The following is a 26,070-nucleotide window of genomic DNA, read 5'->3' as shown; positions in this document are numbered from 1 at the left end:
CCTTGGAATAAGAACGCCGCTGCTTGATTTCCCGCATGAGAGCCTTGAAATGGTGTCCACGATAAATAGGTGGACACCATCTCTTAGCTTGGCGGGGTCAAACCAGACGGGATGCCCGGACGGTTACGTTGAACAGCTGCTTATGATCACTGCTGCTGACCAGGCTGTCGTCGAACTCGCGCCAGAGAGCTCCGATCCGCTTGTTCTTGAGGGCAAGAGCTTTTTGCAGTGTTTCCCGACGGTTCGAGGCCAGGTCTTCACGGCTCTGCCCGGCGATCAGGCTGTTCAGCGCACGCATGCGCGCCTTGAAACTCAGCCCGCTGCCTATCAACGAGATAACCGAGTAGGTGAAAAGCGCTGCCATGATCAGCCAGAACACGACACCCAGGGCTTCGGTACTGCCGCTCTTCAGCAAGGAAAAGTTGGGCAACAGGTGATTCAGAAATTCCATGATGTGGGTCCGATGGGATCAGCGTAAAGGTTCAAGCCACGGCCTGCTCGACCAGCGTGCCGGCCAGCCGCTCGTGGAGCTGGCGGGCGTCGGTCAGGCAGGCTTTGAGCTGGTCGCAGAGGGTCATCAGTTGGTCGAGTTTGACGACGATGCGGTGTTGTTCTGCGATGGGTGGAGTGCCTATTACAGAATTCAGAACATCTTCACGAGAGATTCCAGGGATAGCGATTCCAATAGATTTACTTTGGAAATGCTCAGCCATGGAGAACAGCATACTCCTTGCAAACTGAACATCGACAAGAATTGGGCGAGCAGCCATTAGCTGACGACTTATTGCAAGCGCCGGCTGCGTAACAAAATTGGTTTTACCAACACCCGACCCTTTGACTGTCAGCAGGATATCACCCTCAACTGAGACCGCTCTCCTTTCAAAGGTGTGTCGCGTCGGCAGAGGAGAGAACTCACCAAAATCAGCTGGGCCTGTCAGATAAGGAATCGCGCCATCTTGAGGTTGCTCAAAATATTCCTCCGGCCCCAGATGCTGGCCCGACACCAGCTCAATTAGCTGGCCAAATCTCGCCCACTCCCACCCTTCTGGCAACTCAAACGGCTTTTCCTCCTCACCAATCTCCGCCAGTGGTTTCTGCTTCCGGATCTTGCCTTCCGCCACCAACCGCGCCTTCTCCTCCGCAATCCGCTTGAACAGCTCACTGGCCGGCTCATCGCCCGGTTCCTGCGGCACCAGCTTGCCCATCACCGCCAGTTGCAGCAGGGTCTGCTTGAGGGCGTCGATGCTGGATTCGCTGGTGATCAGGCTGTGGAAGTGCTCGGCCAGGCGCTGCCAACTGGCGGCGAAGTCGTCGGCATCGCTGGCCTGGGTCAGGCTGTCGAGCAGCGCCTGCACCAGCCGGGCGTGGGCACATTCGGTGTCGGCCTGACGGGCTTCCAGGCGATCGCACAGGGCCATCAGCTCGTCGACCTTGGCGACGATGCGGTGTTGTTCGGCGTGGGGCGGTAGCGGAACAAGCAATCGTGGGATATCGCCAAGATTCAATTTATTTGTATGGCTCCCCCCTGCCTTGATTTGATCGTACTGGCGATACATTAAAGGGCTGGACAGTGCACAGTGAAAATACTTTGAAACGTTTGTCTTTTTCGGTAGCTTCAGTAGCCCTACGCTCACGAAAAGACTGAACGGGATATCAGTATCCACAACAGTTGGGCGCCCCAGCGTGCCGATCCGGCAAAGCAAAATATCGCCCTTCTCCGGATTGCATCTAGAATTTATTTTAGAGTGCTCTTCTGGCGAGATGTACTTACAGTTATCAAAGGAGACAGTAGCCCCATCAATGTCTTTTACTGAAATGAAGGGAACACCTGATGCCACATAGTTTGGTGTGTGATGGGTTCCATCAGTGATAAGCAATGTTAACTCTGCAGTGCTTACCCACTCCCACCCCTCCGGCAGCTCGAATGGCTTTTCCTCCTCGCCAATCACCGCCAGCGGCTTCTGCTTCTTGATCTTCCCATCGGCCACCAGCCCCGCTTTTTCCTCGGCAATGCGCTTGAGCAGCTTGCTGGCCGGCTCGTCGCTGGGATCCTGCGGCACCAGCTTGCCGCGCACCGCCAGTTCGAGGATCAGCTCGCGCAGCTTCGGGATGCCATTGGGCGCACCAGCCAGCAACGGCAGGTTGTCGGTCAGCAATGCGGTCATGCCTTGCGCTCCAGTGCTTCAGCCAGCACCGACTTGAGCTGATCGCGCAGCTCGGCGATCTCGCCCTGCAAGCTGGCGTAGTCACGCAGCAGCTCGTCCGGGTCGTGGCTTTCTTGTTCACCGACGTGGGGGTTCTTGCAGTCGAGGTTCCAGTTGCGCGCCTGCAACTCCTCGACGCTGACCTTCCAGGCGAATTCGTTTTCCTCGCGGGCGGCGAAACCATCGGCCTCGCTGCCCCACCAGGCCTGTTCGACGGCGAACTCCTCGACGCGCATCGGGCGGGTCTTCGAGTAGTTCTTGTAGCCGGCCGGGTACTGGTGCTCGTAGAACCACACCTGTTTGGTCGGCGTGCCCTTGGTGAAGAACAGCAGGTTGGTCTTGATCCCGGTGTAGGGGTTGAACACGCCGTTGGGCAGGCGAACGATGGTGTGCAGGTTGCACTCGGTCAGCAGCTTTTCCTTGATCCGCGACTTGATGCCTTCGCCGAACAGGAAGCCGTCCGGCAGCACCACGGCGGCGCGGCCGCCGTCTTTCAGCAGGTGCATGATCAGCACCAGGAACAGGTCGGCGGTCTCGCGGGTGCGGAAGGCGGCCGGGAAGTTGGCCTCGATGCCGTCCTCTTCCATGCCGCCGAACGGCGGGTTGGCGACGATGCAGTCGACCCGGTCCTTCGGCCCCCAGCTGATAAGCGGGCGGGCCAGGGTGTTGTCGTGGCGGATCTGGCTGGGCACCTCGATACCGTGGAGGATCATGTTGGTGGTGGCCAGCAGGTGCGGCAGCGGTTTCTTCTCCACTCCGAAGATGCTGGCCTGCAAGGCACGCTCGTCCTCGGCGGTCTTCACGTAGTGCTGGCGCTTGTGCTCGATGGTGCAGGTGAGGAAGCCGCCGGTGCCGCAGGCCGGGTCCATCACCTTGTCGTCGAGCTTGGGGTCGACCATGCGCACCATGAACTCGGTGACCGGACGCGGGGTGTAGAACTCGCCGGCGTTGCCGGCGTTCTGCAAGTCGCGCAGCAGCTGCTCGTAGAGGTTGCCGAACTCGTGGCGCTCCTGAGCCTTGTTGAAGTCGACGCCCTCCTGGATCTTGTTGATCACCTGGCGCAGCAACTGGCCGGACTTCATGTAGTTGTAGGCGTCCTCGAACACCCCGCGCACCACGAAGGCGGCCGGCGCCTGACTGTAAACATTGAGGGTCTGCAGGGTCGGGAACAGGCGGCTGTCGATGAACTCCTTCAGCTCGTCGCCAGTCATGCCCTCCGGATCGGCCGCCCAGTTGCGCCAGCGATAGCTCTCCGGGATCGGCGAGCGGTAGTCGTCGTCGAGCAGCTCCCACTCCATCTCGCGATCGTCGAAGATCTTCAGGAACAGCAGCCAGACCAGCTGGCCGATGCGCTGGGCATCTCCGTCGACGCCGACGTCCTTGCGCATGATGTCCTGGATGGATTTGATGGTGCTGCTGATGGACATGCTTACTTCCTGAAAAGATTGTCGCGGTGCCAGGCCAGATAGCCCTGATGACGGGCTTCGATCTGGCGCAGGCGGAGATGGGAATGCAGGTTGAGCGCGCGGGCGCTATCCGGGTCCAGATCCGATCCGAGCAGGATCTGGCCGTAGTCGTCGAAGCTGATCAGGCCCTGATCGAAGGCCAGATCGAGATTGGGGGTGAGCAGCAGGCCGTTGTAGGGGTCGAGCCGCTCGCCCGCACTGGCCGCACGCCACGGCTTGATGTGCGAGGCGCGCAGCAATGCCGGGATGGTGCAATCGGTCACCGCACAGCCGCCCCAGTAAGCCAGCAGCGCATAGCGGTAATCACCCTGGCCGATGCGCGCCTTGATCAGTGCCTCGCGCTCGGTGTCGGTGACAGCCAGATCGTCCGGCAGACCTGCGGAGGATATCGAACCCTCCAGAGCAGAAGCTGCCCCTTGCGGTTGGCCCAGCAGCTGACTGATCACCTCCTCCAGTGCGGCCATGTGGCGAAAGCCCAGATCCACACCATAGGCGATCTCCGTAGCCCCACCGTTCAGTCGCTTGGGAAAACCGCGCAGGTTGCTGTTGTGGTAGTAACGCGAATTGCCGCGCTCCAGCCCCGAGATACTCAGCCACTCGGCGAGTTTCTCCTCGTACTGCGGATGCAGCACCAGCGGCGCCTGCAGCCGTGCATGAATGCTGGAGCTCTGCTTGACGAACACCGGCGCGAATAGCCCCGGATGTTCCAGGCGCACGACCTTCAGGCCGGATTGCGCGGGCCTGGCAAAACCGGCGTTCTCCAGTGTGGTGATGACTTCCTGGATGCTGAGCATGCTAATCACTGACTTATGGTGGTTGGAATGGCTGGACTGGTATTAGCCATGGGCGTCAAAAACCATGCAGGGCTCGGTGCGCCGCCAGGTACGGCAAATGCTCCGGAGCAACGCGCATCAGCGATTGATTGCGTGAGAGACCTAACGCGCCGAGCTGCTCATCCGTGACGATCGACTTCAGCAGCATCAGGCCGCTGCCGGCAAAGCTCATCAGCCCCTGATCGAAGAGACGATCAGCATTTGCGGACAGCAATAGGCCATTGAACGGGTCTAGGCGCTGACTGCTATTGCTTAGAGACCAAGGCCGGATGTAGCTGGCAACCAGCGTCGGGAGCAGGTCGCACCCTGTCAGCGCACAGCGACCGCCCCAGAACGCCAGCAATGCCGAGCGGAACTGTTCCTGCCCAATCCGGGCAACCGAAAACTGCTGACGCTCGGTGGAAGTTGTGTCGGACTCTTCATCATCAGCCTTCACGGCCGACACGGCAGGAATCCAACCCAGTTGCTGGAGGGCCTGATATAGCTCCGGGTACATATGTGCCCGACTATGCGCGGTTTCGGGGTCGTCATCGAAACTGGCAATCGCGTACACCAAGAACTTCGGACGTACGATGCCGAGCACATCAACCAGCTTACCTGCCAGAAGGCCGTATTGCAGATTCGCAGCGCTGTAGCTGGGAAAGCCGACCAGCGCCGCCAGCTCGGACATGGTGAGGGATTGACCTGGCGACATGGCATGCCCCGTTAGCATGCTGCGCTGATTCTCGGTGATATCGGCCTCGATTTTGCTCAGTGCCTGAACGTACTCCCCAACGCTTACAGGACGGATCGCACGGGCAGGAGAAACCGGCGGCGCATTCTCAATGGCCTTCTCCAGAAAGGCGCGCCACTGCTCCTTGCTCTTAGGTTCCATAGCCGTTTCTCTCATGTGGACGTATGTCACGAGGCATAGAGTTCCGCCTCCAGCGCATGAATAGCCTTCTGGTAGCCTGGCTTGCCACCGAAAGCCTTAACCAGCTCGATGGGCGCGCCGATCTGGCTGAACGGGTCGAGCTGGAGAATCTTGATGTCTTCGATGTGCTCGATGCCGGTATCTGCGTACTTATCGAGCAGCGCCTCCAGCACTTGGCGGGCGGCTCCCGAGTATCTGGCGAAGTAGTTGCGCTTCTTGACCTGCTCGACCCGTTCGCGGCGCGACAGCGGCGGCTGGTCGAAGGCGACGTGGCAGATCAGGTCGAACGGATCGAGCGGCTTGGCCAGTCTGGCTTCGACTTCCTCGCTCAGCGCTTCCCAGAGAACGCCTTGGGCAGCCAGCTCGTCGATGATCGCCTTCTTCTGCTCGGCGTCGCTCCAGCGGCGCAGGAAGTCGTCCAGCGAGGTGAATTGCTTCTTCACGCAGGCGCGAGTGTAGTCACGCAGGGATTCGGTGATCAGCTTGCCGTCCGGGCCGTAGTACTGCACGCGCTCGGCGATCACCGAGATCGGCACGTTGTCGATCACGTAGCGGACGCGCTTCTTGCCATCGCCCTCACCCAGCTCGCCGAAGTCGTCGCCATCACCCTGCCCCATGTCGCCGGCCACGATGCCATCGCCTTCTACGGCATCGTCGGGCGGTACCGGGGAGTCGTCGCCCTGCGGCGCGTAGATCTGCACCGGATCGCCATCGAAGGCCGGATCGGCGAACAGCTCGGTGGCCTTCTTGAAGTCCATGATGGTGAACCAGTACTTGCCGTAGTCCTCGTTGATCCGCGTGCCACGGCCGATGATCTGCTTGAACTCGGTCATCGAGCGGATGTGCTGGTCGAGGACGATCAGCTTGCAGGTCTGCGCATCGACGCCGGTGGTCATCAGCTTGCTGGTGGTGGCGATGACGGGATAGCGCTGTTCCGGGTTGATGAAGTTGTCCAGCTCGGCCTTGCCTTCCTGGTCGTCGCCGGTGATGCGCATGACGTACTTGCGGTTCTCCGCCACGCGCTCGGGATTGAGGTTGACCAAGGCGGAGCGCATGCGCTCGGCATGGTTGATGTCGTCGCAGAAAATGATGGTCTTCTGGTACGGATCGGTGGCCTTGAGGAACTCGGTGACCTTTTCGGCGACCTTCTGGGTACGCGCCTCGATGACGAGTTGGCGATCCATGTCCTTGAGGTTATAGATGCGGTCCTCGATCAGCTCGCCGTTCTTGTCGCGCATGCCCTTGGGCGGGCGCCAGCCGAGCAGGTCCTTGTCAAAGTCGATGCGCACCACCTTGTAGGGCGCGAGGAAACCGTCGTCGATACCCTGCTTGAGGGTGTAGCTGTACACCGGCTCGCCGAAGTAGTGGATGCTGGAAACCTCGCGGGTTTCCTTGGGCGTGGCGGTCAGGCCGATGTGGGTGGCGCTGGAGAAGTAGTCGAGGATCTCGCGCCAGGCGGAGTCCTCGGCGGCGCTGCCACGATGGCATTCGTCGATCACCACCAGATCGAAGAAGTCCGGAGAGAACTGCTTGTAGACGTTCTGCTCCTCCTCGCTGCCGGTGACGGCCTGGTACAGCGACAGGTAGATCTCGAAGGACTTGTCGATCTGCCGCTTGGCGATCTTGGTCATCGCCGGACCGAACGGCTTGAAGTCGTTGCTACGCGTCTGGTCGACCAGGATGTTGCGGTCGGCGAGGAAGAGGATGCGTTTCTTCTGTTTCGATTTCCACAGCCGCCAGATGATCTGGAAGGCGGTGTAGGTCTTGCCGGTGCCGGTGGCCATCACCAGCAGAATGCGATCTTGGCCGCGCACCACCGCTTCGACGGTGCGGTTGATGGCGTTGGTCTGGTAGTAGCGCGGGGCGCGGCCGGAGCCGTCGTCGTAGTACGGCGCCTCTACCTTCTCGCGGCTCTCCCCTTCCAAGCCTTTCCACTGGCAGTAGCGCTGCCACAGCTCGTCCGGGCTGGGGAACTGTTGCAGGCTCAGCTCGGTTTCCAGCTGCGCGCAGGTGCCGGTACGGTCGTGGAACAGGAAGCCATCGCCGTTGCTGGAGAACACGAAGGGCACGTCCAGCGCATCGGCATAGCCCTGCGCCTGCTGCATGCCGGCACCCACCGAGTGCTTGTTGTCCTTGGCCTCGATGACCGCGATGGGGACGTTGGGCTGGTGGTAGAGCACGTAGTCGGCGCGCTTGGCCTCGCCACGGCTGTGCAGCTTGCCGCGCACGATGATGCGGCCCTTGGTGAAGCTGACTTCCTCGCGCACCTGCTTGTGGATGTCCCAACCGGCCTGCTGGATGGCCGGTGTGATGAACTTGGTGCAGATGTCCCGTTCGGTGAGCGATTTCTTGTCCATAAGTCCCGGATCCTTGCGTACCGGCTGCAGTCCGCGTAGCGCCGGAGCCGTTCAACTGCGACAAATGTACCGTTTTTTCTGTCGACTCGGGATCATTTTGATATTGCGCCGAGCCACTCAGCCAGGGTTTGGCGTTCGATAAGGGATGGCAGGTCAGCTCAGTGACGCAATAGCCGGATGAGGTAACAAGTGGGGGCACAGGAAGCCCCAGAAATGACAAAGCCCCGGAATCCTGGACTTTGGGGTGTATAGATGACGGAAGCGTTGCCAGCCCCTACAGCCCCTGATCTGTCACGAGGCATCCCAGCCAAGTACATACGGTCACCAAACGGTCACCAGAACGGGCAACTTCTGATCCGCCAGCAAAAACGGCAGGCATAAAAAAATCCAAGCACTCGTAAGTGCTTGGATTTTCTAGGGTATTTTGGTCGGGACGGAGTGATTCGAACACTCGACCCCTTGCACCCCATGCAAGTGCGCTACCGGGCTGCGCTACGCCCCGACATGTTTTCAAACATCTGAAAACGAAATGAACTATACACTAACCTTTTGAATTGTGGAAGCTTTTTTGCATCACGCCGTCTTGCGAAGAACCACAAGAACCTCCTCCAGCTCAGCGATCATCTGGCGGATCAGCTGGTGGTACTGCGTGCTGTCGTCGCGCGCATCCTCGCTGGACAGGCGCTGACGTGCCCCCCCGATGGTGAAACCCTGATCGTAGAGCAGCGCCCTGATCTGGCGAATCATCAGCACGTCCTGACGCTGGTAGTAACGACGGTTGCCAGCGCGCTTGACCGGGCTTAGCTGTGGGAACTCCTGCTCCCAGTAGCGCAGCACGTGCGGCTTGACCGCACAGAGTTCGCTGACTTCGCCGATGGTGAAGTACCGCTTGTCGGGAATCGGCGGCAGCTCTTCGCTATGGCTTGGTTCCAACATGGGACTCCACTCGAGTCTTGAGCTTCTGTCCCGGACGGAAGGTAACCACGCGACGGGCGGTGATGGGAATTTCCTCACCCGTCTTGGGGTTGCGCCCCGGCCGCTGGCGCTTGTCGCGCAGGTCGAAGTTGCCAAAACCGGACAACTTGACCTGCTCGTTATGCTCCAGTGCCTGACGAATCTCCTCAAAGAACAGCTCGACCAGCTCCTTGGCTTCACGCTTGTTCAAGCCCAACTCCTCATGGAGGCGTTCGGCGATCTCGGCTTTCGTCAGGGCCTTCATACGCTTACTTCCTTAACGTGGCTTGGAACCTTTCTCCCAGGGAAGCAATGATTCTTTGCAGATTTTCATTGACTTCTTCGTCGTTAAGAGTGCGCGATGGATGCTGCCAGGTCAAGCCAACAGCCACACTTTTGCTAAGCGGATCAATACCTTTGCCTTGATAGACGTCGAACAGACGCAGATCAGTGAGGTACTCTCCAGCCTGAGCACGAATGTCGGTCAACAGGCTCTCCGCGGGGACTTCGCGTGCCACCAGCAGCGCCAGGTCACGGCGCACTTCGGGGAAACGCGACAGCTCGCGGAACTGCGGCAGCAGACCAGCAGCCACTTCGGCCAGCACCAGCTCGAAGAGGTATACCGGTTGATCCAGGCCCAGCACCCCGGCCAGTTCCGGATGCAGCGCCCCCATGAAGCCGACCAATTGGCCGTTGCGCTCGATACGGGCAGTCTGCCCCGGATGCAGGGCCGCGTGCTCGCCAGCGACGAAGGTGAACTCGCCACCAGCGCCGGCGTAGTTCAACAACGCTTCGACATCGGCCTTGAGATCGTAGAAATCCACCGCCTCGCGGCCGTTGGCCCAGCCTTCCGGCTGGCGGCTGCCGCAGATCACACCAGCCAGCATGGGTTCCTGCTTGAGCCCTTCGAGCTGGCCGACGAAGCGCAGACCGGACTCGAACAGACGCACGCGGGTCTGCTGACGGTTGAGGTTGTGCTGCAGCGACTTGACCAGGCCCGGCCACAGCGAGGCACGCATAGCGGCCAAATCGGCGGAGATCGGGTTAGCCAGGGCCAGCGGCTGCACACCCGGGTGGAACAGTTCGAACCACTTGGGATCGATGAAGCTGAAGGTGACTGCTTCCTGATAACCACGAGCGACCAGCAGACGACGCAGATGACCGAGTTCGGCACGCGCCTCGCTCTGCGGCTGCGGCGCCAGGCGCGCCTGCGGGTAGCGCACCGGCAGACGGTTGTAGCCGTACAAGCGGGCCAGTTCCTCGATCAGGTCCACCTCGATGGACAGGTCGAAGCGATGGCTGGGGATTTGCACCTGCCACTGCCCTGCCCCGCCAGCAACCTTGAGGCCCAACGCAACAAGCAGGCGCTCGACTTCGGCGGCCGGCAGCTCGAGGCCGAGCATCTGCTCGATGCGCTCGGCACGCAGGGTCACGGGGTCGACCTGCGGCAGGTCGACCTGGCTCACCACCTCGACGATCGGACCCGGCTCGCCACCGACGATTTCCAGCAGCAGCGCGGTGGCGCGTTCCATGGCCTCGCGGGCCAGCTGCGAGTCGACGCCGCGCTCGAAGCGGTGCGAGGCATCGGTGTGCAGGCCGTAGGAGCGGGCCTTGCCGGCGATGGCGATGGTGTCGAAGAACGCACTCTCGAGGAACAGGTCGCGAGTGCCGGCGGCGACTCCGCTGTGCTCGCCGCCCATCACGCCGGCGATGGCCAGGGCGCGTTCGTGGTCGGCGATCACCAGGGTGTCGGGGCGCAGGGTGACTTCCTGGCCGTCCAGCAGCACCAGCTTCTCACCCGCCTCGGCCATGCGCACGCGGACGCCGCCCTTGATCTCGGCGAGGTCGAAAGCGTGCAGCGGCTGCCCCAGCTCGAGCATCACATAGTTGGTCACGTCGACGGCCGGATCGATGGCACGTACGTCAGAGCGGCGCAGACGCTCGACCATCCACAGCGGGGTCGGTCGCGACAGGTCGACGTTGCGGATCACCCGGCCGAGGTAGCGCGGGCAGGCCTTGGCGGCCAGCACTTCGACGCTACGCACTTCGTCGTGCACCGCCGGCACCGCGGCGATGGCCGGACGAGTGACCGGGGCGTCGTACAGGGCACCAACTTCACGGGCCAGACCCGCTACCGACAGGCAGTCGCCGCGGTTGGGGGTCAGGTCGACCTCGATGCTGGCGTCGTCGAGATTGAGATAGCTGCGGATGTCCTCGCCCACCGGCGCATCGGCCGCCAGCTCGAGCAGGCCGGCGTTCTCTTCGCTGATCTGCAGTTCGGCGGCCGAACACAGCATGCCGAAGGACTCGACGCCGCGCAGCTTGGCCTTCTTGATCTTGAAGTCCTCGCCCAGCACCGCGCCGATCATGGCGAAGGGGATCTTGATCCCCGGACGGGCGTTGGGTGCACCGCAGACCACCTGGAAGGTTTCGCTGCCGTTGCTCACCTGGCAGACGCGCAGCTTGTCGGCGTCCGGGTGTTGTTCGGTGGCAAGGATCTCGCCGACCACCACGCCGCTGAACGCGCCAGCAGCCAGGGTGACGCTGTCCACCTCGAGGCCGGCCATCGACAGGCGGGCCACCAGTTCATCGCGCGCAACCTGAGGGTTGACCCAGGTGCGCAGCCATTGTTCGCTGAATTTCATCCTGTTCTCCTGAAAGCGGGTTGACCGATCGACCTAGCGGAATTGCGCGAGGAAGCGCAGGTCGTTGTCGAAGAACAGGCGCAAGTCGTTGACGCCATAGCGCAGCATGGCCAGACGCTCGACGCCCATGCCGAAGGCGAAGCCGGAGTACTTCTCCGGGTCGATGCCGGACATGCGCAGCACGTTCGGGTGGACCATGCCGCAACCCATCACTTCCAGCCAGCCGGTCTGCTTGCACACGCGGCAGCCCTTGCCCGAGCACATCACGCATTGCATGTCGACCTCGGCCGACGGCTCGGTGAAGGGGAAGAACGACGGACGGAAACGCACGCCCAGCGGCTTCTCGAAGAACACGCGGAGGAACTCCTCGATGGTGCCCTTGAGGTCGGCGAAGCTGATGTTTTCGTCGACCAGCAGGCCTTCGACCTGGTGGAACATCGGCGAGTGGGTGATATCGGAGTCGCAGCGGTAGACACGGCCCGGGCAGACGATGCGGATCGGCGGCTGGGTCGACTCCATGGTGCGCACCTGTACCGGCGAGGTATGGGTGCGCAGCAGCATGTTGGCGTTGAAATAGAAGGTGTCGTGCATCGCCCGCGCCGGATGGTGGCCGGGGATGTTGAGCGCTTCGAAGTTGTGGTAGTCGTCTTCGACTTCCGGACCCTCGGCGACGTTGTAGCCGATATGGGTGAAGAACTGCTCGATGCGCTCGAAGGTGCGGGTCACCGGATGCAGGCCACCGGAGACCTGACCGCGGCCCGGCAGGGTCACGTCGATGCGCTCGGCGGCCAGTTTGGCTGCCAGCGCGGCGGACTCGAGGTCGGCCTTGCGCGCATTGAGGGCATCCTGAACGCTGGTCTTGGCGGCGTTGATCAGGGCACCCGCCTTCGGACGCTCCTCGGCCGAGAGCTTGCCCAGGGTCTGCATGAGCTGGGTCAGCTCGCCCTTCTTGCCGAGATAATGAACCCGGAGTTGCTCCAGGGCATTCACATCATCGGTGTGTCGCACGGCCTCCAGGGCTTGGGAGACCAGCGCATCCAGGTTTTCCATCTACGGACTCCAGATACAAAATAGGGGAAGGGCACAAAGGCCCTTCCCCTATTGGTGACGTTGCCCGAGCCCGAAGGCTCGATGATTGTCGTGGGGCTTAGGCCAGAACGGCTTTGGCTTTCTCGACAATCGCAGCAAACGCCGCTTTTTCGTTCACTGCCAGATCGGCCAGAACCTTGCGGTCGATCTCGATGGAAGCCTTCTTCAGGCCAGCGATCAGACGGCTGTAGGACAGGCCGTTGACGCGTGCACCCGCGTTGATACGGGCGATCCACAGAGCGCGGAACTGACGCTTCTTCTGACGGCGGTCACGGTAGGCGTACTGGCCGGCCTTGATCACCGCCTGCTTGGCTACGCGGAATACGCGCGAACGCGCACCGTAGTAGCCTTTGGCGAGTTTCAGAATCTTCTTGTGACGACGACGGGCGATGACGCCACGCTTAACACGAGCCATGTTGTAACCTCTTGATTATCTTGACCAGAATTAACGAACGCGCAGCATGCGCTCTACTTTGGCAACGTCGGATGCATGCATCAGCGAGGTGCCGCGCAGCTGGCGCTTACGCTTGGTAGTCATCTTGGTCAGGATGTGGCTCTTGAAAGCGTGCTTGTGCTTGAAGCCGTTTGCAGTCGGCTTGAAGCGCTTCTTGGCACCGCTCTTGGTTTTCATCTTTGGCATGTTTAGTACTCCGCATTCAGTGATTACGCATAACCGCAAGGCCTGCCAGTGCCCTGGTGGTTACTTTTTCTTTTTGGGGGCGATGACCATGATCAGTTGGCGTCCTTCCATCTTAGGATGCTGCTCAACGGAGCCATATTCGGCGAGGTCGTTTTCGACCCGCTTCAACAGCTCCATGCCCAGCTCCTGGTGGGCCATCTCACGACCGCGGAATCGCAGCGATACCTTGGCCCTGTCCCCATCGACAAGGAAACGTACCAGGTTGCGTAGTTTTACCTGGTAATCCCCTTCTTCCGTCCCTGGACGAAACTTTACTTCTTTAACCTGCGACTGCTTCTGGTTCTTCTTCGCTTCAGCAGCCTGTTTCTTCTTTTCGAACAGGTGCTTGCCGTAGTCCATGATCCGGCATACGGGCGGAACCGCATCAGCAACAATCTCAACCAGATCGAGCTTGGCTTCTTCAGCGGCCTGGATGGCTTCCGCAATGGAAACCACGCCAACCTGCTGGCCATCGGCGCCGATCAGGCGTACTTCGCGGGCGGTGATGTTTTCATTGATCGGCGGACGGGCCTGTACTCGTCTGTCTTGTCTCATGTCGCGCTGCTTAATAATGATTACTCCGTTCTGTTACCGACCACGCCGGGAAACGGCCTGGACCAGCAGATCCTGGAACTCGCTGACGGTCATCGAGCCCAGATCCTGACCGTCGCGCGTACGTACGGCGACGGTTTGCGATTCGACTTCGCGGTCCCCGATCACCAGCAGGTAGGGAACCTTGAGCAAAGTATGCTCGCGGATTTTAAAGCCGATCTTCTCGTTTCTCAAGTCGGCTTTGGCTCGATAGCCATTTTCTTCCAGTTCTTTGGCCACTTGGGCGGCAAATTCGCCCTGCTTGTCGGTGATATTCAGTACCACCGCCTGGGTCGGCGCCAGCCAGGCCGGGAAGGAGCCCTCGTAGTGCTCGATGAGGATGCCGATGAAACGCTCGAAGGAACCCAGTACCGCGCGATGCAGCATCACCGGATGCTTGCGACTGTTGTCCTCGCTGACGTACTCGGCGCCGAGGCGGATCGGCAGGTTGAAGTCGAGCTGCAGCGTACCGCACTGCCAGACCCGCCCCAGGCAATCCTTCAGCGAGAACTCGATCTTCGGGCCATAGAAGGCGCCCTCGCCCGGCTGCAGCTCCCACGGCAGACCGGCGTTGTCCAGCGCGGACTGCAAGGCGGCCTCGGCGCGGTCCCACAGGTCGTCGGAGCCGACGCGCTTCTCCGGACGGGTCGACAGCTTGAGCTGGATGTCCTTGAAGCCGAAATCGGAATACACGTCGAGCGTCAGCTTGATGAAGGCCGCCGCCTCATCCTGCATCTGCCCCTCGGTGCAGAAGATGTGGGCGTCATCCTGAACGAAGCCACGCACGCGCATGATGCCGTGCAGCGAGCCGGAGGGCTCGTTGCGGTGGCAGGCCCCGAACTCGGCCAGGCGCATCGGCAGCTCGCGGTAGCTCTTCAGCCCCTGATTGAACACCTGCACGTGGCACGGGCAGTTCATCGGCTTGACCGCGTAGTCGCGGCTTTCCGACTCGGTGGTGAACATCAGGTCGCCATAGTTGGCCCAATGACCGGACTTCTCCCACAGCACGCGATCGACCACCTGCGGAGTCTTGATCTCCAGGTAGCCGTTCTGGCGCTGGATACGGCGCATGTACTGCTCGAGCACCTGATACAGGGTCCAGCCATTGGGGTGCCAGAACACCATGCCGGGCGCTTCTTCCTGGGTGTGGAACAGGTCCAGACGCTTACCGATCTTGCGATGATCGCGCTTCTCCGCCTCTTCCAGGCGATGCAGGTGATCCTTGAGATCCTGCTTGTTGCCCCAGCAGGTACCGTAGATGCGCTGCAGCATCTTGTTCTTCGAGTCGCCACGCCAGTAGGCACCGGCCACCTTCATCAGCTTGAAGGCCTGCAGCTTGCCGGTGGACGGCACATGCGGACCGCGGCACAGATCGATGAACTCGCCTTGCTTGTAGAAGGACAGCTGCTGGTCGCCAGGAATCGCCTCGATGATCTCGACCTTGTACTTCTCGCCAAGCTTGTCGAAGAAGGCCACCGCCTCGTCGCGCGACATCAGCGAGCGGCTGACCTGATGGTCGGCCTTGGCCAGCTCGTACATCTTCGCCTCGATCTTCTCGAGATCCTCGCTGGTGAAGGGACGCTCGCAGTCGAAGTCGTAGTAGAAGCCGTCATTGATCACCGGGCCGATGGTGACCTGGGTGCCGGGGAACAGTTCCTGCACGGCCATGGCCATCAAGTGGGCACAGGAGTGGCGCAGCACGTCGACACCCTCCGCATCCCGCGCGGTGATGATCGACAGCGCGACGTCGCCCTCGATGACATACGAGGTATCCACCAACTGGCCGTCGACCTTGCCGGCCAGAGCGGCCTTGGCCAGACCGGCACCGATGGATTGCGCAACTTCGGCCACGCTGACCGGCTGCTCGAACGAACGCTGACTACCGTCGGGAAGAGTAACGATGGGCATGGCGCCTCCTGTCTCAGTGGTGACCCCTACCAAAGGCCACGTGGATGGGATGAGCCAGTAAACGGCGCCCGGCGGGAAAACTGCCTCACGATGGCAGGACCGAAAACGGCCTTCCCGACACACAAGCGGAGATCACTGGAAAAATAAGCCGGTAATCGTTTCAGAAAAGCCACACAGGCGCAAGGTAAAGCACCCACACCGACACGCTAAAGCGCATCAAGAAACTCGCCGACCAGGCGATTGAACAGCGCCGGGCGCTGCACATTCATGCCGTGGGAAACCCCGGGCAGCACCTTGCGCCACGCATCGAGCAGATGATGCTCGAGCATCCGCAGCACCGCAGGGAACGGCGGCGGACTGCGCTCACCACCCAGCAGCAGGACCGGACAGCGGATTGCCGCCAACTCCTCGGCAACCACCGGCGACGGCCGATCCTCGACCTGCCCCGCCAAGGTGAAGGCGTTGTCCAGCGCCATATGCCGAAAGCGCGCCGACGAGCGCTGCCAGATTCCGGCGCCACTGACCGTATCGACAAACAGCTGCAGGCCAGCCTCAGCCTGACCATCGCGGATCAGCCGCAACGCCTCCAGGCGGAATCGGTTGCGCTCATGGGCCGCAGCCGGCACCGGCACCCCCGCCTGCGCAAACAGCTCAGGCGCGAAGTCGCCCCCCGGGTCCGCCAGCAGCAGCGAGCGCACCAGATCCGGCCGCTGCGCCGCCAGACGCAGAGCGATATTGCCGCCGCGCGAATGCCCAAGCACATGCATCGGCTCGCCCTGTCGCTCGATCAGCTCGGCGAGATCGGCAACATGCCTCTCGGTGGAGAAACCATCGCCCTCGCCGCTCCAATGCTCTGGAAAGCAATGCCGCAGGCTCGGCGCCAGCACCCTGCAGCGATCAGCCAGCACCGGGATCTGCGCCGACCAGAAACGGTAGTCGCACAGCGAGCCATGCACCATCAGCAGCGGCACCCCCGCCCCCAGTTCGATGCCTTTCAGCTCGTAATCCGCCAGATGCCAGACCGCGGTTTCCACCGGGACAACCTCGCACAACAATTTTCCGAATGCAGAAAACAGAAAAGCCGGTCAAAATGACCGGCTTTTCTGATGTTTGGTAGGCACAATTGGATTCGAACCAACGACCCCCACCATGTCAAGGTGAGCGCCGAACCTACCCTAAGTCGTTGAATGGAAAGGAAAAGCCGACCATTCCAGACCATCATAAAGTGATCATTCTACCCTAAAAGAATCAACAACTTAGCGTTGGATTTTCATACAGTAGTCCGCCCTTCTCCTGGCCATTATGAGCCTATTTCGTAGCCCGTTCTGGGCGCAATCAATCCCCTCTTTTTGATACCTCCATCACCCACTCCTGCAGCGCCATCAGCCTGGCCCTGCACTGATCCGCCCTCCCCGTCACTCGGACAACACCTGCTGCAGTTGCAGGGTGTAGGTCTGCTTGGGCTCCGGCTCCATCATCCACGCCGGCGGTGCCGGAGGTGTCGGGCACTCCACCGCAACTGGCCGGATCGATTCGGACGCGCAGCCGCTGGCGAGCAGTAGCGAGGTCAGCAGCAAGGCGATCAGAGTTCTCTTGAGCATGGGTCAGCTCCTGGTAGCGTTGGTGATCGATGGCGGCGAGCTGTTTCTCGAGTTGGTCGCGGATCTGCTGCTGCTCGGCGATGGCCGCAGCCTGCGCCGCGGCGATGCGCTCGAGCTGCTGGGCGTGGTCGGCGCGCAGTGCGGACAGATCTGCGCCGAGCCGCCAGCCATTGATGGCCCAGCCGATGGCTATGCCGACCAGCAGGGCGAGCAACGGAGGACGCAGTGCGGCGGAGATCATGCCAGCACCCCGCCGGACGCGATGAAGTGCGCAGCCAGGTCATCCAACTGGTGCTCGTGCTGGCCATAGCCGGCCCCGGGCAGGCTCGCCCAGATGTTCCGGCATTTGGCGATCGCCTCGGCGAATCGCCCGGCCTTGATGTCAGCCAGCGCCCGGCACTCGCGGATCTGCTGGATGGCAATGCGGTCCTGGCTGATTGGGCTGAAGTCGCAGAGGTCGAGCTGCTTGCGGTAGGCGTCCCAGTAGCGGGCCAGCAGTTGGTAGCGCCCCGCCGCCGTCGACTTGATGCCGAGGCGCGGCAGGCTGACCAGCTTGCGCGGGTGATCGGCATAGCCGCGGAACAGACCGCCGCCGACCACCACGTCATAGCCGCCGTCTTGGGTGGGCTGACGCGGGTGATCGGTGCCCTCGCTCCAAGCAATCATGTCGAGGAACGCGCACACGTTGGCACCGCCGGCCTGGGCAGCAGAGATTCGAGGCATTGGGATCTCCAGAAACAAGAAAGCCCGCGCGTGGCGGGCTGATTGCGAATGGCATAATGCTGAAAACATGGAGGTTGCTATGGCGTACATCCCAGCCCTGGACGGCATCCGCGCTATCGCGGTCATGCTGGTCATGGCGTTCCACGCAAACACCCCATGGGTGTCTGGCGGATTCCTGGGCGTAGACGTGTTCTTCGTGCTGAGCGGATTCCTGATCACCAGCATCCTGTACGCCGAGATTGCGCGGACTGGACGGATCGACATCCGGCGGTTCTACGTCAGGCGGTTCGCCAGGCTCGCGCCGCCACTCGGGGCATGCCTTGTGCTGTACCTGGTAGCCGCTCCGTATGCCTGGCCTGAGTACTACCATCACATGCGCGACGCTCTACTAGCCGCCGCATATCTGAGCGACTACAGCACGGCGCTATGGGGCATGCCAGAGATGCTCAGGCATACCTGGTCGCTGGCCGCCGAGGAGCATTTCTATCTGCTCTGGCCCCTGGTTTTGCTGCTGCTTAGGCCGCTGCAGCCGCGCACCGTCCTGCTGGTTCTGCTCGCGCTCTACGCTACCGGCACGGCATGGCGGATCGCATGCCTTGAGCTGCATGGCTGGTACCTGACCTATTACCGCTTCGACACGCGAGCTACCGGCATGATCGCCGGGGCCGCCCTGGCGCTGGCCGTCCGCTGCGGATATGCCGCACATCTCGGCCGTGCAGCGCCCATCCTGTGCGTCACGCTGGGATACCTGATCGCCTTTTCGCTGTACTGGCGCAACCCGATGGCGCTGCAGGCGGGCGTGATCACGGCGGAGCTGACGACCGCTGCGACGATAGTGCTGATCGTGCAGTCAGGCGCGCCGCGCTGGCTGGGCAGTCCCGGCCTGTCCTACATCGGGCGCCTGTCCTACGGGCTGTATCTGTTCCACTATCCTGTCATGCACTACCTGCGAGATGAGTACGACTGGCCGGCGGCGCTGGTCGTAGGGAGTGCAGCGGCGCTGGCGCTGTCAGCCATTTCCTACCACACGATTGAGGCGTGGGTACGCAGGTGTCGCGGGAGCGCCGCGCATGATCAGACCGGCTCGGCCGCTCCCACAGTGTAAAAGTCGCCGGGCCTGGACAGGTTGCTGGCCTCGGCCGCTATCCACTGATCACTGAGGAGTGAGGCTCGCAGATAGACGAACCCGATCTGGCCGGCGAACTTCTCGAAGAATGACGTGTCCTCAGCGCCCAGGTATAGCGTGGTTCGCCCTGCTGGCGGGGCTACAAATGCAGTCTGCTCCGCCTCTTTCGTTCCGTTGACAAACAGGGCTCGACTGCTGCCCCCGTTGTACCTCGCGTGCAGACGGTATCTTGTGCCGGAGACAACAGGCGAGGCGCCATCCAGCCAGCCAGCCGTGGTATGCCATAGGCCGAATTTCCCGGTTGCGTTGCGTCGGACCAGCCCGATGCGCTTGTCTTCTGAGTAAACTCCCGTCGATATCGACAGGATCGCATTGTTGCCGTTGCTTGAGGTGTACGTAGCCGGGATTACGGTACAACCCAGCGTAAACACCGAAAGGTCACTGATGCTTGAAGACAGGTAGCTGTTCTCGCCAGACGCCTGAACGATGTCCATGCCTCCGCCTGCCTCGGTCGACAGCGGACTGATGACATGAACGACGCTGGTCGCTCCATCGTCCCGCAGAATCAGAAGCTCATCGTCGGTCGAGCCAATGCCCTCATAGTTGCCAGCCCTTGACGTCGCGTTGTCGGCCATGTCGGTCCACTGCCGTGTTGCAGCAGAAAACCCCGGAAGATATCCACTGTCTGTCATCAGGTAGGTGTAATCCTGCCCATCGGCGTTTGCGTAGAACCGCTCGCGGAACCGCGTCATCCCCTGGATATATGTGGAGGTTCCAGCCCCCGCGATCGACTCGATAAATGCCATCGTGTCGAGTGAGTATTTTTTCGCGCTGAACCCGCCCGCAGCATACGCGACCGTGTACAGATGCCCAGCGGCAGCGTCGATGCACACCCCAGAAACCTCGGCGCCCTGAGCGGAAACATCGTGAGCGGTGACAAATTCCAGCGTGTCCGCGCGGAACACTGCGATCTTCTGCGCTGAGAACACTGTGGGGCTCGTGTAGCTCTCAATTGGGACGTAAAGCAGGCCGGCGTGCACATCCGGGTCGCCGCAGTGGTTGACACCTCCGCCAACATCACCAACCGGATTTTGGTTGGATGCGACAAGATTCCAGTCCATGTCGTATTTGTTGATCGCATTGGTGTCTGTGACATAGTAGTGCGCGCCGTCGCAGCAGATCCCTTGGTGTTCTGTTAATGCTGGCGACTGCGACGCGAGGCCGAAGCGCTTGTTGCGCCCGGAAGTTAGGGCCAGCGTTCCGCTGCCGGTGACGTCCAGCTGCCCCGTACCGTCCGTAGGAGATGGGTGGAACAGGTACACGCGATGATAGTCCGACCACACTGGGGCGCCGCTCACTGCGGACAGTGCAGCGTTGCCCCAGTGCACATAAAATGTTGATGGTGAAGCGCTGCTCAGGTCGAGCTTGACGAACAGCGAGCCTGTCTTGGCTCTCGGGTTGACGCGCACCAGGTGGAACGGCAGATCGGCACCGCCTGCGTCCTTTACCCGCACGTCGCGCCCGTCCTTGTGTGGCCTCACGGACCAGAACGCAGCGGGCATGGATGCCAGATCGACGTACACCGGGAACCCGGACAACGTCTCCCCGACACTGGCCGCTGGCACTGTCACGGCCACACGGTATTGACTGGCAGCAACACGGAGCCGCTGGCTCGCTACAATCCCCGGAATCATGCCGCATCTCCCAGCGCCCCGAAGAGCGTCCACACGTTTTCGGCCACTCGCTTGAGCGTGGCCACGCCGTACTGGCCGGCAATGTTCACGGTGCTGGTGGCGAGCTTGTTGACGGTCACGCCTGATGCTGCGGCAATCGTCACCGCACCAGCACCGCCCTGCTCGATGTGCACCTCGGTATCTACCGCCCACGCCACGCCGGCCTGCGCCGGCACGGTCAGAGTGAGGGCCGTTGCGCTGGTGCTGCGCAGGTAGGCGCCGGCATCGGTCAGGGCCAGCGCGCGGCTTGCGGCGACTTCGACGACCGGAGCCATGCCGCCTGCCGGACCAGCTGGCCCCTGCGGGCCTTCCGGGCCGGTCGGGCCTTGCGGTCCTTGTGCTCCGGCTGCGCCTGCAGGCCCTGGCTCTCCGACCAGCGTGGCCAGCCACTCGGCGCTGGTACCGGTGTATCCACCTGCCACGGCGACTTGGTAAGCGCTCAGCCCATCTGGCCCCTGCGGTCCTTGCGGGCCGGATGGCCCCTGAATCGGGCCGCCGTCGACCCATGCTGTACCGCTGTATACCCACAGACTGCCAGCGATCAGGTAGACATCACCAGCAGCGGCAGGCGTTGGCAGCGAGGCCGAGGACGCCAACACGCCGAGGATGCGCACGCCCTCGCCTGCCGGCCCCTGAGGACCTTCTGGGCCTTGCGGGCCGGTGGCGCCAGTCGGGCCGGTCGGGCCGCGAGCACCAGCTGGACCGGTTGGGCCGGTCGGCCCTTCTGGTCCGGCAGGGCCTTCCGGCCCTTGCGGGCCGACGATGGATCCGGTATTGACCCAGGCCGCACCGTCCCACACCCACAGGTCGCCCGTGACGAGGTAGGCATCCCCAGTAGTGGCGCCGGCCGGCAGCTCGGCGGAGGTGGCGTAGCTGCCGAGGATGCGGACGCCCTCTCCCACAGGACCCTGCGGACCTGTCGGGCCAGCGGGACCGGTCGGGCCATCTGGACCTCGCGGGCCGATGGCGCCAGTCAGGCCTTGCGAGCCAGTAGGCCCCTGCGGGCCAGCCGGGCCGACCGGACCCTCTGGGCCTTGCGGGCCAGCAGCTCCGGGCGTGTCGCGGATGGTGGTCACGGCGCCGGCGGTCAGGCGCAGTTCGAGGCGGGTGCCTGCGGGCCATGCCTGAGCGGTGGTGCCTTCCTGGGCGCGCGCGACAGTCAGGGTGCCGCCCGCCGCGGCGCTTATCTTGATGATCTCCCACAGCGACTCGATACCCAGCGCGTCATAGCCGATCAGGGTCGGCAGGTAGTAGGTGCTGCCGTCGAGACCGGCCAGGCGCGCAGCGGCGTTGGGGTCGACGGAGATCGCGGTGTCAGCTGCGCCGATGGCCGAGACCAGCGCGGTCGACCAGTTGTTGATCCATTGCAGTTGCATGCGTTGCTCCGGTTAAGTCCAGCTGACAGGCTCGGCGCTGCCGATGATGGCCTCGCCGGTAATGGGGTTGTGGCTGCCGTAGAGCGGGATGCTGTTATATCCGCCGCGTGGCAGTGGGGGGGCTTCGCCGCCGGAAATGATCTCGCCCGGGGCCAGCGCGCCACTCCACTGCGCGAGGAATTCGTCCCGCGTGTCGACGACGGACACCGGGCTGGTCAGGCGATTGGACCATCGCTGCCTGACCGAAAAAAAATAGTAACGACCTGCCCAGCTGGGGGCGACAATTCCGGAAATGGGTTCATCCGCGGATAGCGGCGAGAATGCGGACACGCTGAGCAGTGGCATGCTGCCTGGGTTTGTCGAGTCATTTGGATAGTCGACGATGTCAAAACTGGTACTGCCTGACTCGCTGATGCCGCCGATGCTGCGCTGTGCTGAGCCGCTGGCCGTTTCAGTCCTCACGTTGCTCTCGTCCCAGCGGGTTTCAATATCAAGGCTGTAGGATGCGCGATAGATTGACTCGACAGCGCGCCCGCCTGCTTCAATGCTTAGGGTCGATGTATCGCTTCGGGATTGCCGCCTGATTCGCGTGCGCACCGGCCTCTCGATCACCTGGAAATACGCGCCCGTCACGAGCTGCCCGGACAACGAAAAACTCGGCAGCGGGTAGTCCATGGCGCTGTTTTTTTGCAGCCGCGCGAACACCGGCAGCAGCTCGCCTAAGTCGTCAAACCACACCGCAATAGGCCATGACGCTGAGCTGGTTGACGTGCCTGTGCATGCCATCTCGACGCCGAAACTCTCCATGCCATCAGGCGTGCCCTGGCTGGACGGTATCCACTGCACAGCGCCATAGGTGCGGATCTTGCCGTTTTCAGGCTGGCCAGGGATGCGGTCTTCTTCCGAGTACGAAGCCACCGCGCGATAGGATGCGGACGGCGCGTTGTCGATGGTGCGTTCGTTTCGCTCGGTCTCGCCGTACAGCTTACTCAGGGTCACGACTAGGTCGACGCCCGGCGTGCCGGTGATGGTCAGCAGCAGGAATCCGAGCGGTCGATCTTTCTCGCGGGCGGTGTAGATCATCAGCACCGCACGGTCGCCGGGCGGGGAAACGTCCTGCACCTGGTTGTAGCGAAACCGCTGAGGGTCGGTGACGTACAGGCCAGACCAATTCGCCTGATCCGCGGCAGCGCCGCTGATGCTGACGGATTTGCTGTAGGACTTGCTCTTTCCGCCAAGCACGCCGAAGCGGCGGAATGTCAGGGTCCGTGACACCGCTTCGGTCAGCATCTTGCGCCGGCCGAGGCCATTGACCAGCCAGCGCGATCCGTCCGGCGCAGCGTAGATCCAACCGCTGTTGATGTTCTTGCCGTGCAGGTGAGTCGTGCCGGTGTCTTTGAACTCCTGCTTCCCGGCCCCGGCGATGATCGCGCTATCGAGCCACTGCATGCCGGCAGCGGTGTCGGCCATCTGCTCATCTGGCGTGCGCTCGACAGGAGGCACTCCGGGCATCTTCACCAGCAGGGTAAAACCGGCATCATCCGGGGTGTCGCCGGCCGGCTGCGGCCACGCCATCTGCTGGCCATTGGGCAGGGTCAGCTGACCGCCCTGCACCCTGCCATGCCAGGGGCAGCCCCACTGCATAGTCATGCCGCGCCCTCCGGGTTGGCCAGTTGGATCTTTACCGCGGCACCGTTGGCGTCGGTCAGGTTGAGCGTCTTGATCGCCGGAAGCACAAACAGGCCGTCGCTGCTCTTGAGGCCGCTTGGCCAGTACTCGCGATCGGGCACGGTCTTGCCGTCGACGGTCGCGGTCTTCTCGGTCAGCGGGCTGGCGATTCCGCCACCGGTTCCGCTCGCTGGCGGGGTGTAGGAGCCGCGCCCCGTGGTGGCCGGAACGCCGCCCGCAGGCGGCACGAATGTCAGTCGGCGCGGCTGACGCTCCGGCGCTCCGATGCGCTGCATGTCCTCGGCGATGTCGGCCCCGCGCCGCTCGGCCTCAATGGCGGCGCCTGATGCGCGGCGAGACGATTCCAGGGCCGCACCAGAGGCGCGGCGCGACGACTCCATGCGCGCGCCTGATGCGCGGCGCTGCTGCTCAAGGGTGGTCATCGGTTACAGCTCCAGCAGGTCATTCGGGATTCCAACGCGGTACAGTTGCGCGGCGGTGGCGGTGTATTCGTCACGATCAGCGGCAGGGATCTCAGCAACCTGTCCGTCCAGCCGGCGCGGGAATGTCTCCAGCGTCAGATCCTCGACGTTGGTGTAGTTGCCCGAGAATCCGGGCTTGGCCTCGTCATAGGCCGGACTGGCCAGCTTGCCGCCGAGCTGGGTCGGCAGCGTATCGCTGATCACCTCGCGGGCCGGGTTCTGCTCGGGCTCGGCCGGAAGCACGCCGGGGCGAGCCGGGATGATCAGTGGATCGCTCTCACCGCCGCCGCGCATCACGCTGATGGTCAGGTCGGTGATGCACTCGCCGCTGTCGAAGTCGAGCTTGTCCACCCGGCGCGAGCACTTGCCGCGTGCGCGGATGTACTGGTCGTCGATTTCCAGCGTGTGAATCAGGTCGATACCCAGCACCATCGGCGTCGGTGCCGACCAGGTGACGCGGGTCTGGCGGTGCGCGGCGATGAGCGTCGTGTGGGCCATGGCCAGCTGCAGATGTAGCGCGGCGAGACGGCGCGGCTCGTCGTCGCGGTCGCCCGGATCGCCAAGTTCGGGCGATTCGTCACCGGCCACCTCGTCATCTGTCGCGTCGGGGTCGATGGATGTCAGGCTTTCTTCCCATCCTTCCGGCGCCTCGACCTCGAAGCTGGTGCCATCGCGGGCGATGACCTGCTGGCCTTCAATCGTGCCGGCAGCGGTGGCCAGCGTCAGGCTGTAGGTCTCAGTGACGGTCTGCACCCAGCGGGTCGCGCCAGTCCAGCTCGCGCCCAGCAGCAGGTTGTCGAAACTGTTAATCCATGGCGAGCCGTCGCCGCAGGGGTTGCCCATGCTCGGCGGTAGGCGGTAGTAGCTGGCCGCCACGGGGGTCAGTCCGCCATCTTTTGCAGCATCGATCACCATCTCGGTGGTCGGCAGCTCGGTGTCATCGGAGCGCCAGGCGCAGAAACCGCCGAGCCCGCCAAGGCCGCCCGTATTCGGGTGTATCCAGCTGTACTGCTGGCGGCGCTCGCGGAAGCGGCTGTAGCGATAGGCGATCTCCAGCTCGACGCGGTTGGTGACGCTGGAAAGCTGGGCCAGCTCGACGCCGATTGACTCGTACAGCGTGGTTCCTGCGCCGAACAGGACGTGCGGCTGCTGCTCGGAATACCAGCTCGTCACGCGCAGATTGCCATGCGGCGAGCAGTCAAGGCTGGCCTGGCGGCTCTGCAGGCGCTCCACGGCGTAGTCCCAGCGTGACCGGCCGTCGAGCGGGTCGAACACGTCGAGCGACCACTGCCCCTCGACCAGAGCATCCACAGCGTCAACGCTAAGCGCCTCGACGCGCTGCTGCAGGTTGTCGGTGCAGGTGACGGCCATCGTGCGGGATAGCGCATTCCAGACCGGCTCGGCAGCCACGCCCGTAAAAAGCCGGGTCTGCGTGGTCTCGCCGCTGGCGATGCTGATCAGGTCGATGGTGACGGCGCGGTCGGTGATATCGGCAGGAACATCGGCGCCTGGCGGATAGTGAAGCGCGAAGTCGGCCACGCCGGCCGCGCCCTCCTCCCTGTCGACGGTGACGGCGCCGATAAGCAGTGCCGTCACGTCCACGCCGCCGAGCGTCACCATGGCCTGCCAGACGAACGCAGGCGCCGTGCCGATCTGGATCTGCTGGATGCTGCCAGCGCCGCCGTTGAGCGTTGCGCCGTTTAGGGTTGATCCATTCAGCAC

The 26,070-nt window shown here is 62.5% G+C and carries 24 protein-coding genes and 2 tRNA genes; 2 read left to right on the top strand and 24 right to left on the bottom strand.

Features of this window, described 5'->3' with window-relative positions; all coding sequences use genetic code 11:
• Window positions 1-97: 97 nt before the first annotated feature.
• The 18 genes from KRX52_RS04600 to rz1 form a co-directional block, all read right to left on the bottom strand.
• Window positions 98-451: a hypothetical protein gene (locus KRX52_RS04600; RefSeq protein WP_217679983.1), complete on the bottom strand. Its 354-nt coding sequence runs from the start codon at window positions 449-451 to the stop codon at window positions 98-100.
• Between the two features lie 31 nt (window positions 452-482).
• Window positions 483-2,165 (bottom strand): restriction endonuclease subunit S, encoded by a 1,683-nt coding sequence (locus KRX52_RS04595; protein ID WP_217679982.1) that lies wholly within the window; start codon window positions 2,163-2,165, stop codon window positions 483-485.
• The gene (locus KRX52_RS04590; protein ID WP_217679981.1) at window positions 2,162-3,631 is read right to left on the bottom strand and encodes a type I restriction-modification system subunit M; all 1,470 of its coding nucleotides are present in this window, start codon (window positions 3,629-3,631) and stop codon (window positions 2,162-2,164) included. Before KRX52_RS04590 ends, KRX52_RS04595 begins: the two co-directional genes overlap by 4 nt.
• A 2-nt stretch (window positions 3,632-3,633) precedes the next feature.
• Window positions 3,634-4,464, bottom strand: coding sequence for an HNH endonuclease (locus KRX52_RS04585; protein WP_217679980.1), 831 nt, complete (start codon window positions 4,462-4,464; stop codon window positions 3,634-3,636).
• A 55-nt stretch (window positions 4,465-4,519) separates the two neighbouring features.
• Window positions 4,520-5,377 (bottom strand): HNH endonuclease, encoded by an 858-nt coding sequence (locus KRX52_RS04580; RefSeq protein ID WP_217679979.1) that lies wholly within the window; start codon window positions 5,375-5,377, stop codon window positions 4,520-4,522.
• 26 nt (window positions 5,378-5,403) lie between these two features.
• Window positions 5,404-7,773 (bottom strand): EcoAI/FtnUII family type I restriction enzme subunit R, encoded by a 2,370-nt coding sequence (hsdR, locus tag KRX52_RS04575; protein ID WP_217679978.1) that lies wholly within the window; start codon window positions 7,771-7,773, stop codon window positions 5,404-5,406.
• Window positions 7,774-8,198: 425 nt separating this feature from the next.
• Window positions 8,199-8,275, bottom strand: a tRNA-Pro gene (locus KRX52_RS04570).
• 71 nt (window positions 8,276-8,346) lie between these two features.
• Window positions 8,347-8,709, bottom strand: coding sequence for a MerR family transcriptional regulator (locus tag KRX52_RS04565; protein WP_217679977.1), 363 nt, complete (start codon window positions 8,707-8,709; stop codon window positions 8,347-8,349).
• Window positions 8,690-8,992 (bottom strand): integration host factor subunit alpha, encoded by a 303-nt coding sequence (gene ihfA / locus KRX52_RS04560; protein WP_217679976.1) that lies wholly within the window; start codon window positions 8,990-8,992, stop codon window positions 8,690-8,692. Before ihfA ends, KRX52_RS04565 begins: the two co-directional genes overlap by 20 nt.
• Window positions 8,993-8,996: 4 nt before the next feature.
• Window positions 8,997-11,372: a phenylalanine--tRNA ligase subunit beta gene (gene pheT, locus KRX52_RS04555; RefSeq protein ID WP_217679975.1), complete on the bottom strand. Its 2,376-nt coding sequence runs from the start codon at window positions 11,370-11,372 to the stop codon at window positions 8,997-8,999.
• Between the two features lie 33 nt (window positions 11,373-11,405).
• Window positions 11,406-12,422, bottom strand: coding sequence for a phenylalanine--tRNA ligase subunit alpha (gene pheS, locus KRX52_RS04550; RefSeq protein ID WP_217679974.1), 1,017 nt, complete (start codon window positions 12,420-12,422; stop codon window positions 11,406-11,408).
• Window positions 12,423-12,519: 97 nt separating this feature from the next.
• Entirely contained in the window at window positions 12,520-12,876 is a 357-nt protein-coding gene (gene rplT / locus KRX52_RS04545; RefSeq protein ID WP_090313179.1) for a 50S ribosomal protein L20, read from the bottom strand.
• Between the two features lie 30 nt (window positions 12,877-12,906).
• Window positions 12,907-13,101, bottom strand: coding sequence for a 50S ribosomal protein L35 (gene rpmI, locus KRX52_RS04540; RefSeq protein ID WP_090215844.1), 195 nt, complete (start codon window positions 13,099-13,101; stop codon window positions 12,907-12,909).
• A 60-nt stretch (window positions 13,102-13,161) separates the two neighbouring features.
• The gene (gene infC / locus KRX52_RS04535) at window positions 13,162-13,713 is read right to left on the bottom strand and encodes a translation initiation factor IF-3 (protein ID WP_217679989.1); all 552 of its coding nucleotides are present in this window, start codon (window positions 13,711-13,713) and stop codon (window positions 13,162-13,164) included.
• A 15-nt stretch (window positions 13,714-13,728) separates the two neighbouring features.
• Window positions 13,729-15,639, bottom strand: a complete 1,911-nt coding sequence (gene thrS / locus KRX52_RS04530; RefSeq protein WP_217679973.1) for a threonine--tRNA ligase — start codon at window positions 15,637-15,639, stop codon at window positions 13,729-13,731.
• Window positions 15,640-15,845: 206 nt separating this feature from the next.
• On the bottom strand, window positions 15,846-16,610 hold the full coding sequence (locus tag KRX52_RS04525; RefSeq protein WP_437439685.1) for an alpha/beta fold hydrolase: 765 nt from the start codon (window positions 16,608-16,610) through the stop codon (window positions 15,846-15,848).
• 140 nt (window positions 16,611-16,750) lie between these two features.
• Window positions 16,751-16,816, bottom strand: a tRNA-Ser gene (locus KRX52_RS04520).
• A gap of 238 nt (window positions 16,817-17,054) precedes the next feature.
• Complete coding sequence (gene rz1, locus KRX52_RS20635) at window positions 17,055-17,240, bottom strand: lysis system o-spanin lipoprotein Rz1 (RefSeq protein ID WP_254797392.1); 186 nt, start codon at window positions 17,238-17,240, stop codon at window positions 17,055-17,057.
• Here rz1 and KRX52_RS20630 point away from each other — a divergent pair.
• Complete coding sequence (locus tag KRX52_RS20630) at window positions 17,239-17,550, top strand: hypothetical protein (RefSeq protein WP_254797391.1); 312 nt, start codon at window positions 17,239-17,241, stop codon at window positions 17,548-17,550. The two genes, rz1 and KRX52_RS20630, sit on opposite strands and share 2 nt — an antisense overlap.
• On the opposite strand, the gene KRX52_RS04510 is transcribed toward KRX52_RS20630, so the two are convergent.
• Window positions 17,478-17,963, bottom strand: a complete 486-nt coding sequence (locus tag KRX52_RS04510) for a glycoside hydrolase family 24 protein (RefSeq protein WP_217679971.1) — start codon at window positions 17,961-17,963, stop codon at window positions 17,478-17,480. The genes KRX52_RS20630 and KRX52_RS04510 overlap by 73 nt on opposite strands.
• Before the next feature lie 79 nt (window positions 17,964-18,042).
• On the opposite strand from KRX52_RS04510, the gene KRX52_RS04505 reads away from it, so the two are divergent.
• Window positions 18,043-19,068 (top strand): acyltransferase family protein, encoded by a 1,026-nt coding sequence (locus tag KRX52_RS04505; RefSeq protein WP_217679970.1) that lies wholly within the window; start codon window positions 18,043-18,045, stop codon window positions 19,066-19,068.
• Here the strand turns inward: KRX52_RS04505 and KRX52_RS04500 are convergent.
• Genes KRX52_RS04500 through KRX52_RS04480 form a run of 5 tightly spaced genes read right to left on the bottom strand, consistent with a single transcriptional unit; the run spans window position 19,038 to window position 26,070 of the window.
• Window positions 19,038-20,783, bottom strand: coding sequence for a LamG-like jellyroll fold domain-containing protein (locus KRX52_RS04500; RefSeq protein WP_217679969.1), 1,746 nt, complete (start codon window positions 20,781-20,783; stop codon window positions 19,038-19,040). The genes KRX52_RS04505 and KRX52_RS04500 overlap by 31 nt on opposite strands.
• Window positions 20,780-22,198 carry a collagen-like domain-containing protein gene (locus KRX52_RS04495; protein ID WP_217679968.1) on the bottom strand — a complete coding sequence of 473 codons (1,419 nt, stop codon included), beginning with the start codon at window positions 22,196-22,198 and terminating at the stop codon, window positions 20,780-20,782. The genes KRX52_RS04500 and KRX52_RS04495 overlap by 4 nt, the downstream gene beginning before the upstream one ends.
• A gap of 12 nt (window positions 22,199-22,210) precedes the next feature.
• Complete coding sequence (locus KRX52_RS04490; RefSeq protein ID WP_217679967.1) at window positions 22,211-23,848, bottom strand: hypothetical protein; 1,638 nt, start codon at window positions 23,846-23,848, stop codon at window positions 22,211-22,213.
• Complete coding sequence (locus KRX52_RS04485) at window positions 23,845-24,309, bottom strand: hypothetical protein (protein WP_217679966.1); 465 nt, start codon at window positions 24,307-24,309, stop codon at window positions 23,845-23,847. The genes KRX52_RS04490 and KRX52_RS04485 overlap by 4 nt, the downstream gene beginning before the upstream one ends.
• Before the next feature lie 3 nt (window positions 24,310-24,312).
• Complete coding sequence (locus KRX52_RS04480) at window positions 24,313-26,070, bottom strand: hypothetical protein (protein WP_217679965.1); 1,758 nt, start codon at window positions 26,068-26,070, stop codon at window positions 24,313-24,315.

The sequence above is a fragment of the Geopseudomonas aromaticivorans genome (assembly GCF_019097855.1).
Classification (GTDB): Bacteria; Pseudomonadota; Gammaproteobacteria; order Pseudomonadales; family Pseudomonadaceae; genus Geopseudomonas; species Geopseudomonas aromaticivorans.
Note: the sequence above shows the minus strand (reverse complement) of the source record. Positions and strands in the feature narration are given on the sequence as shown.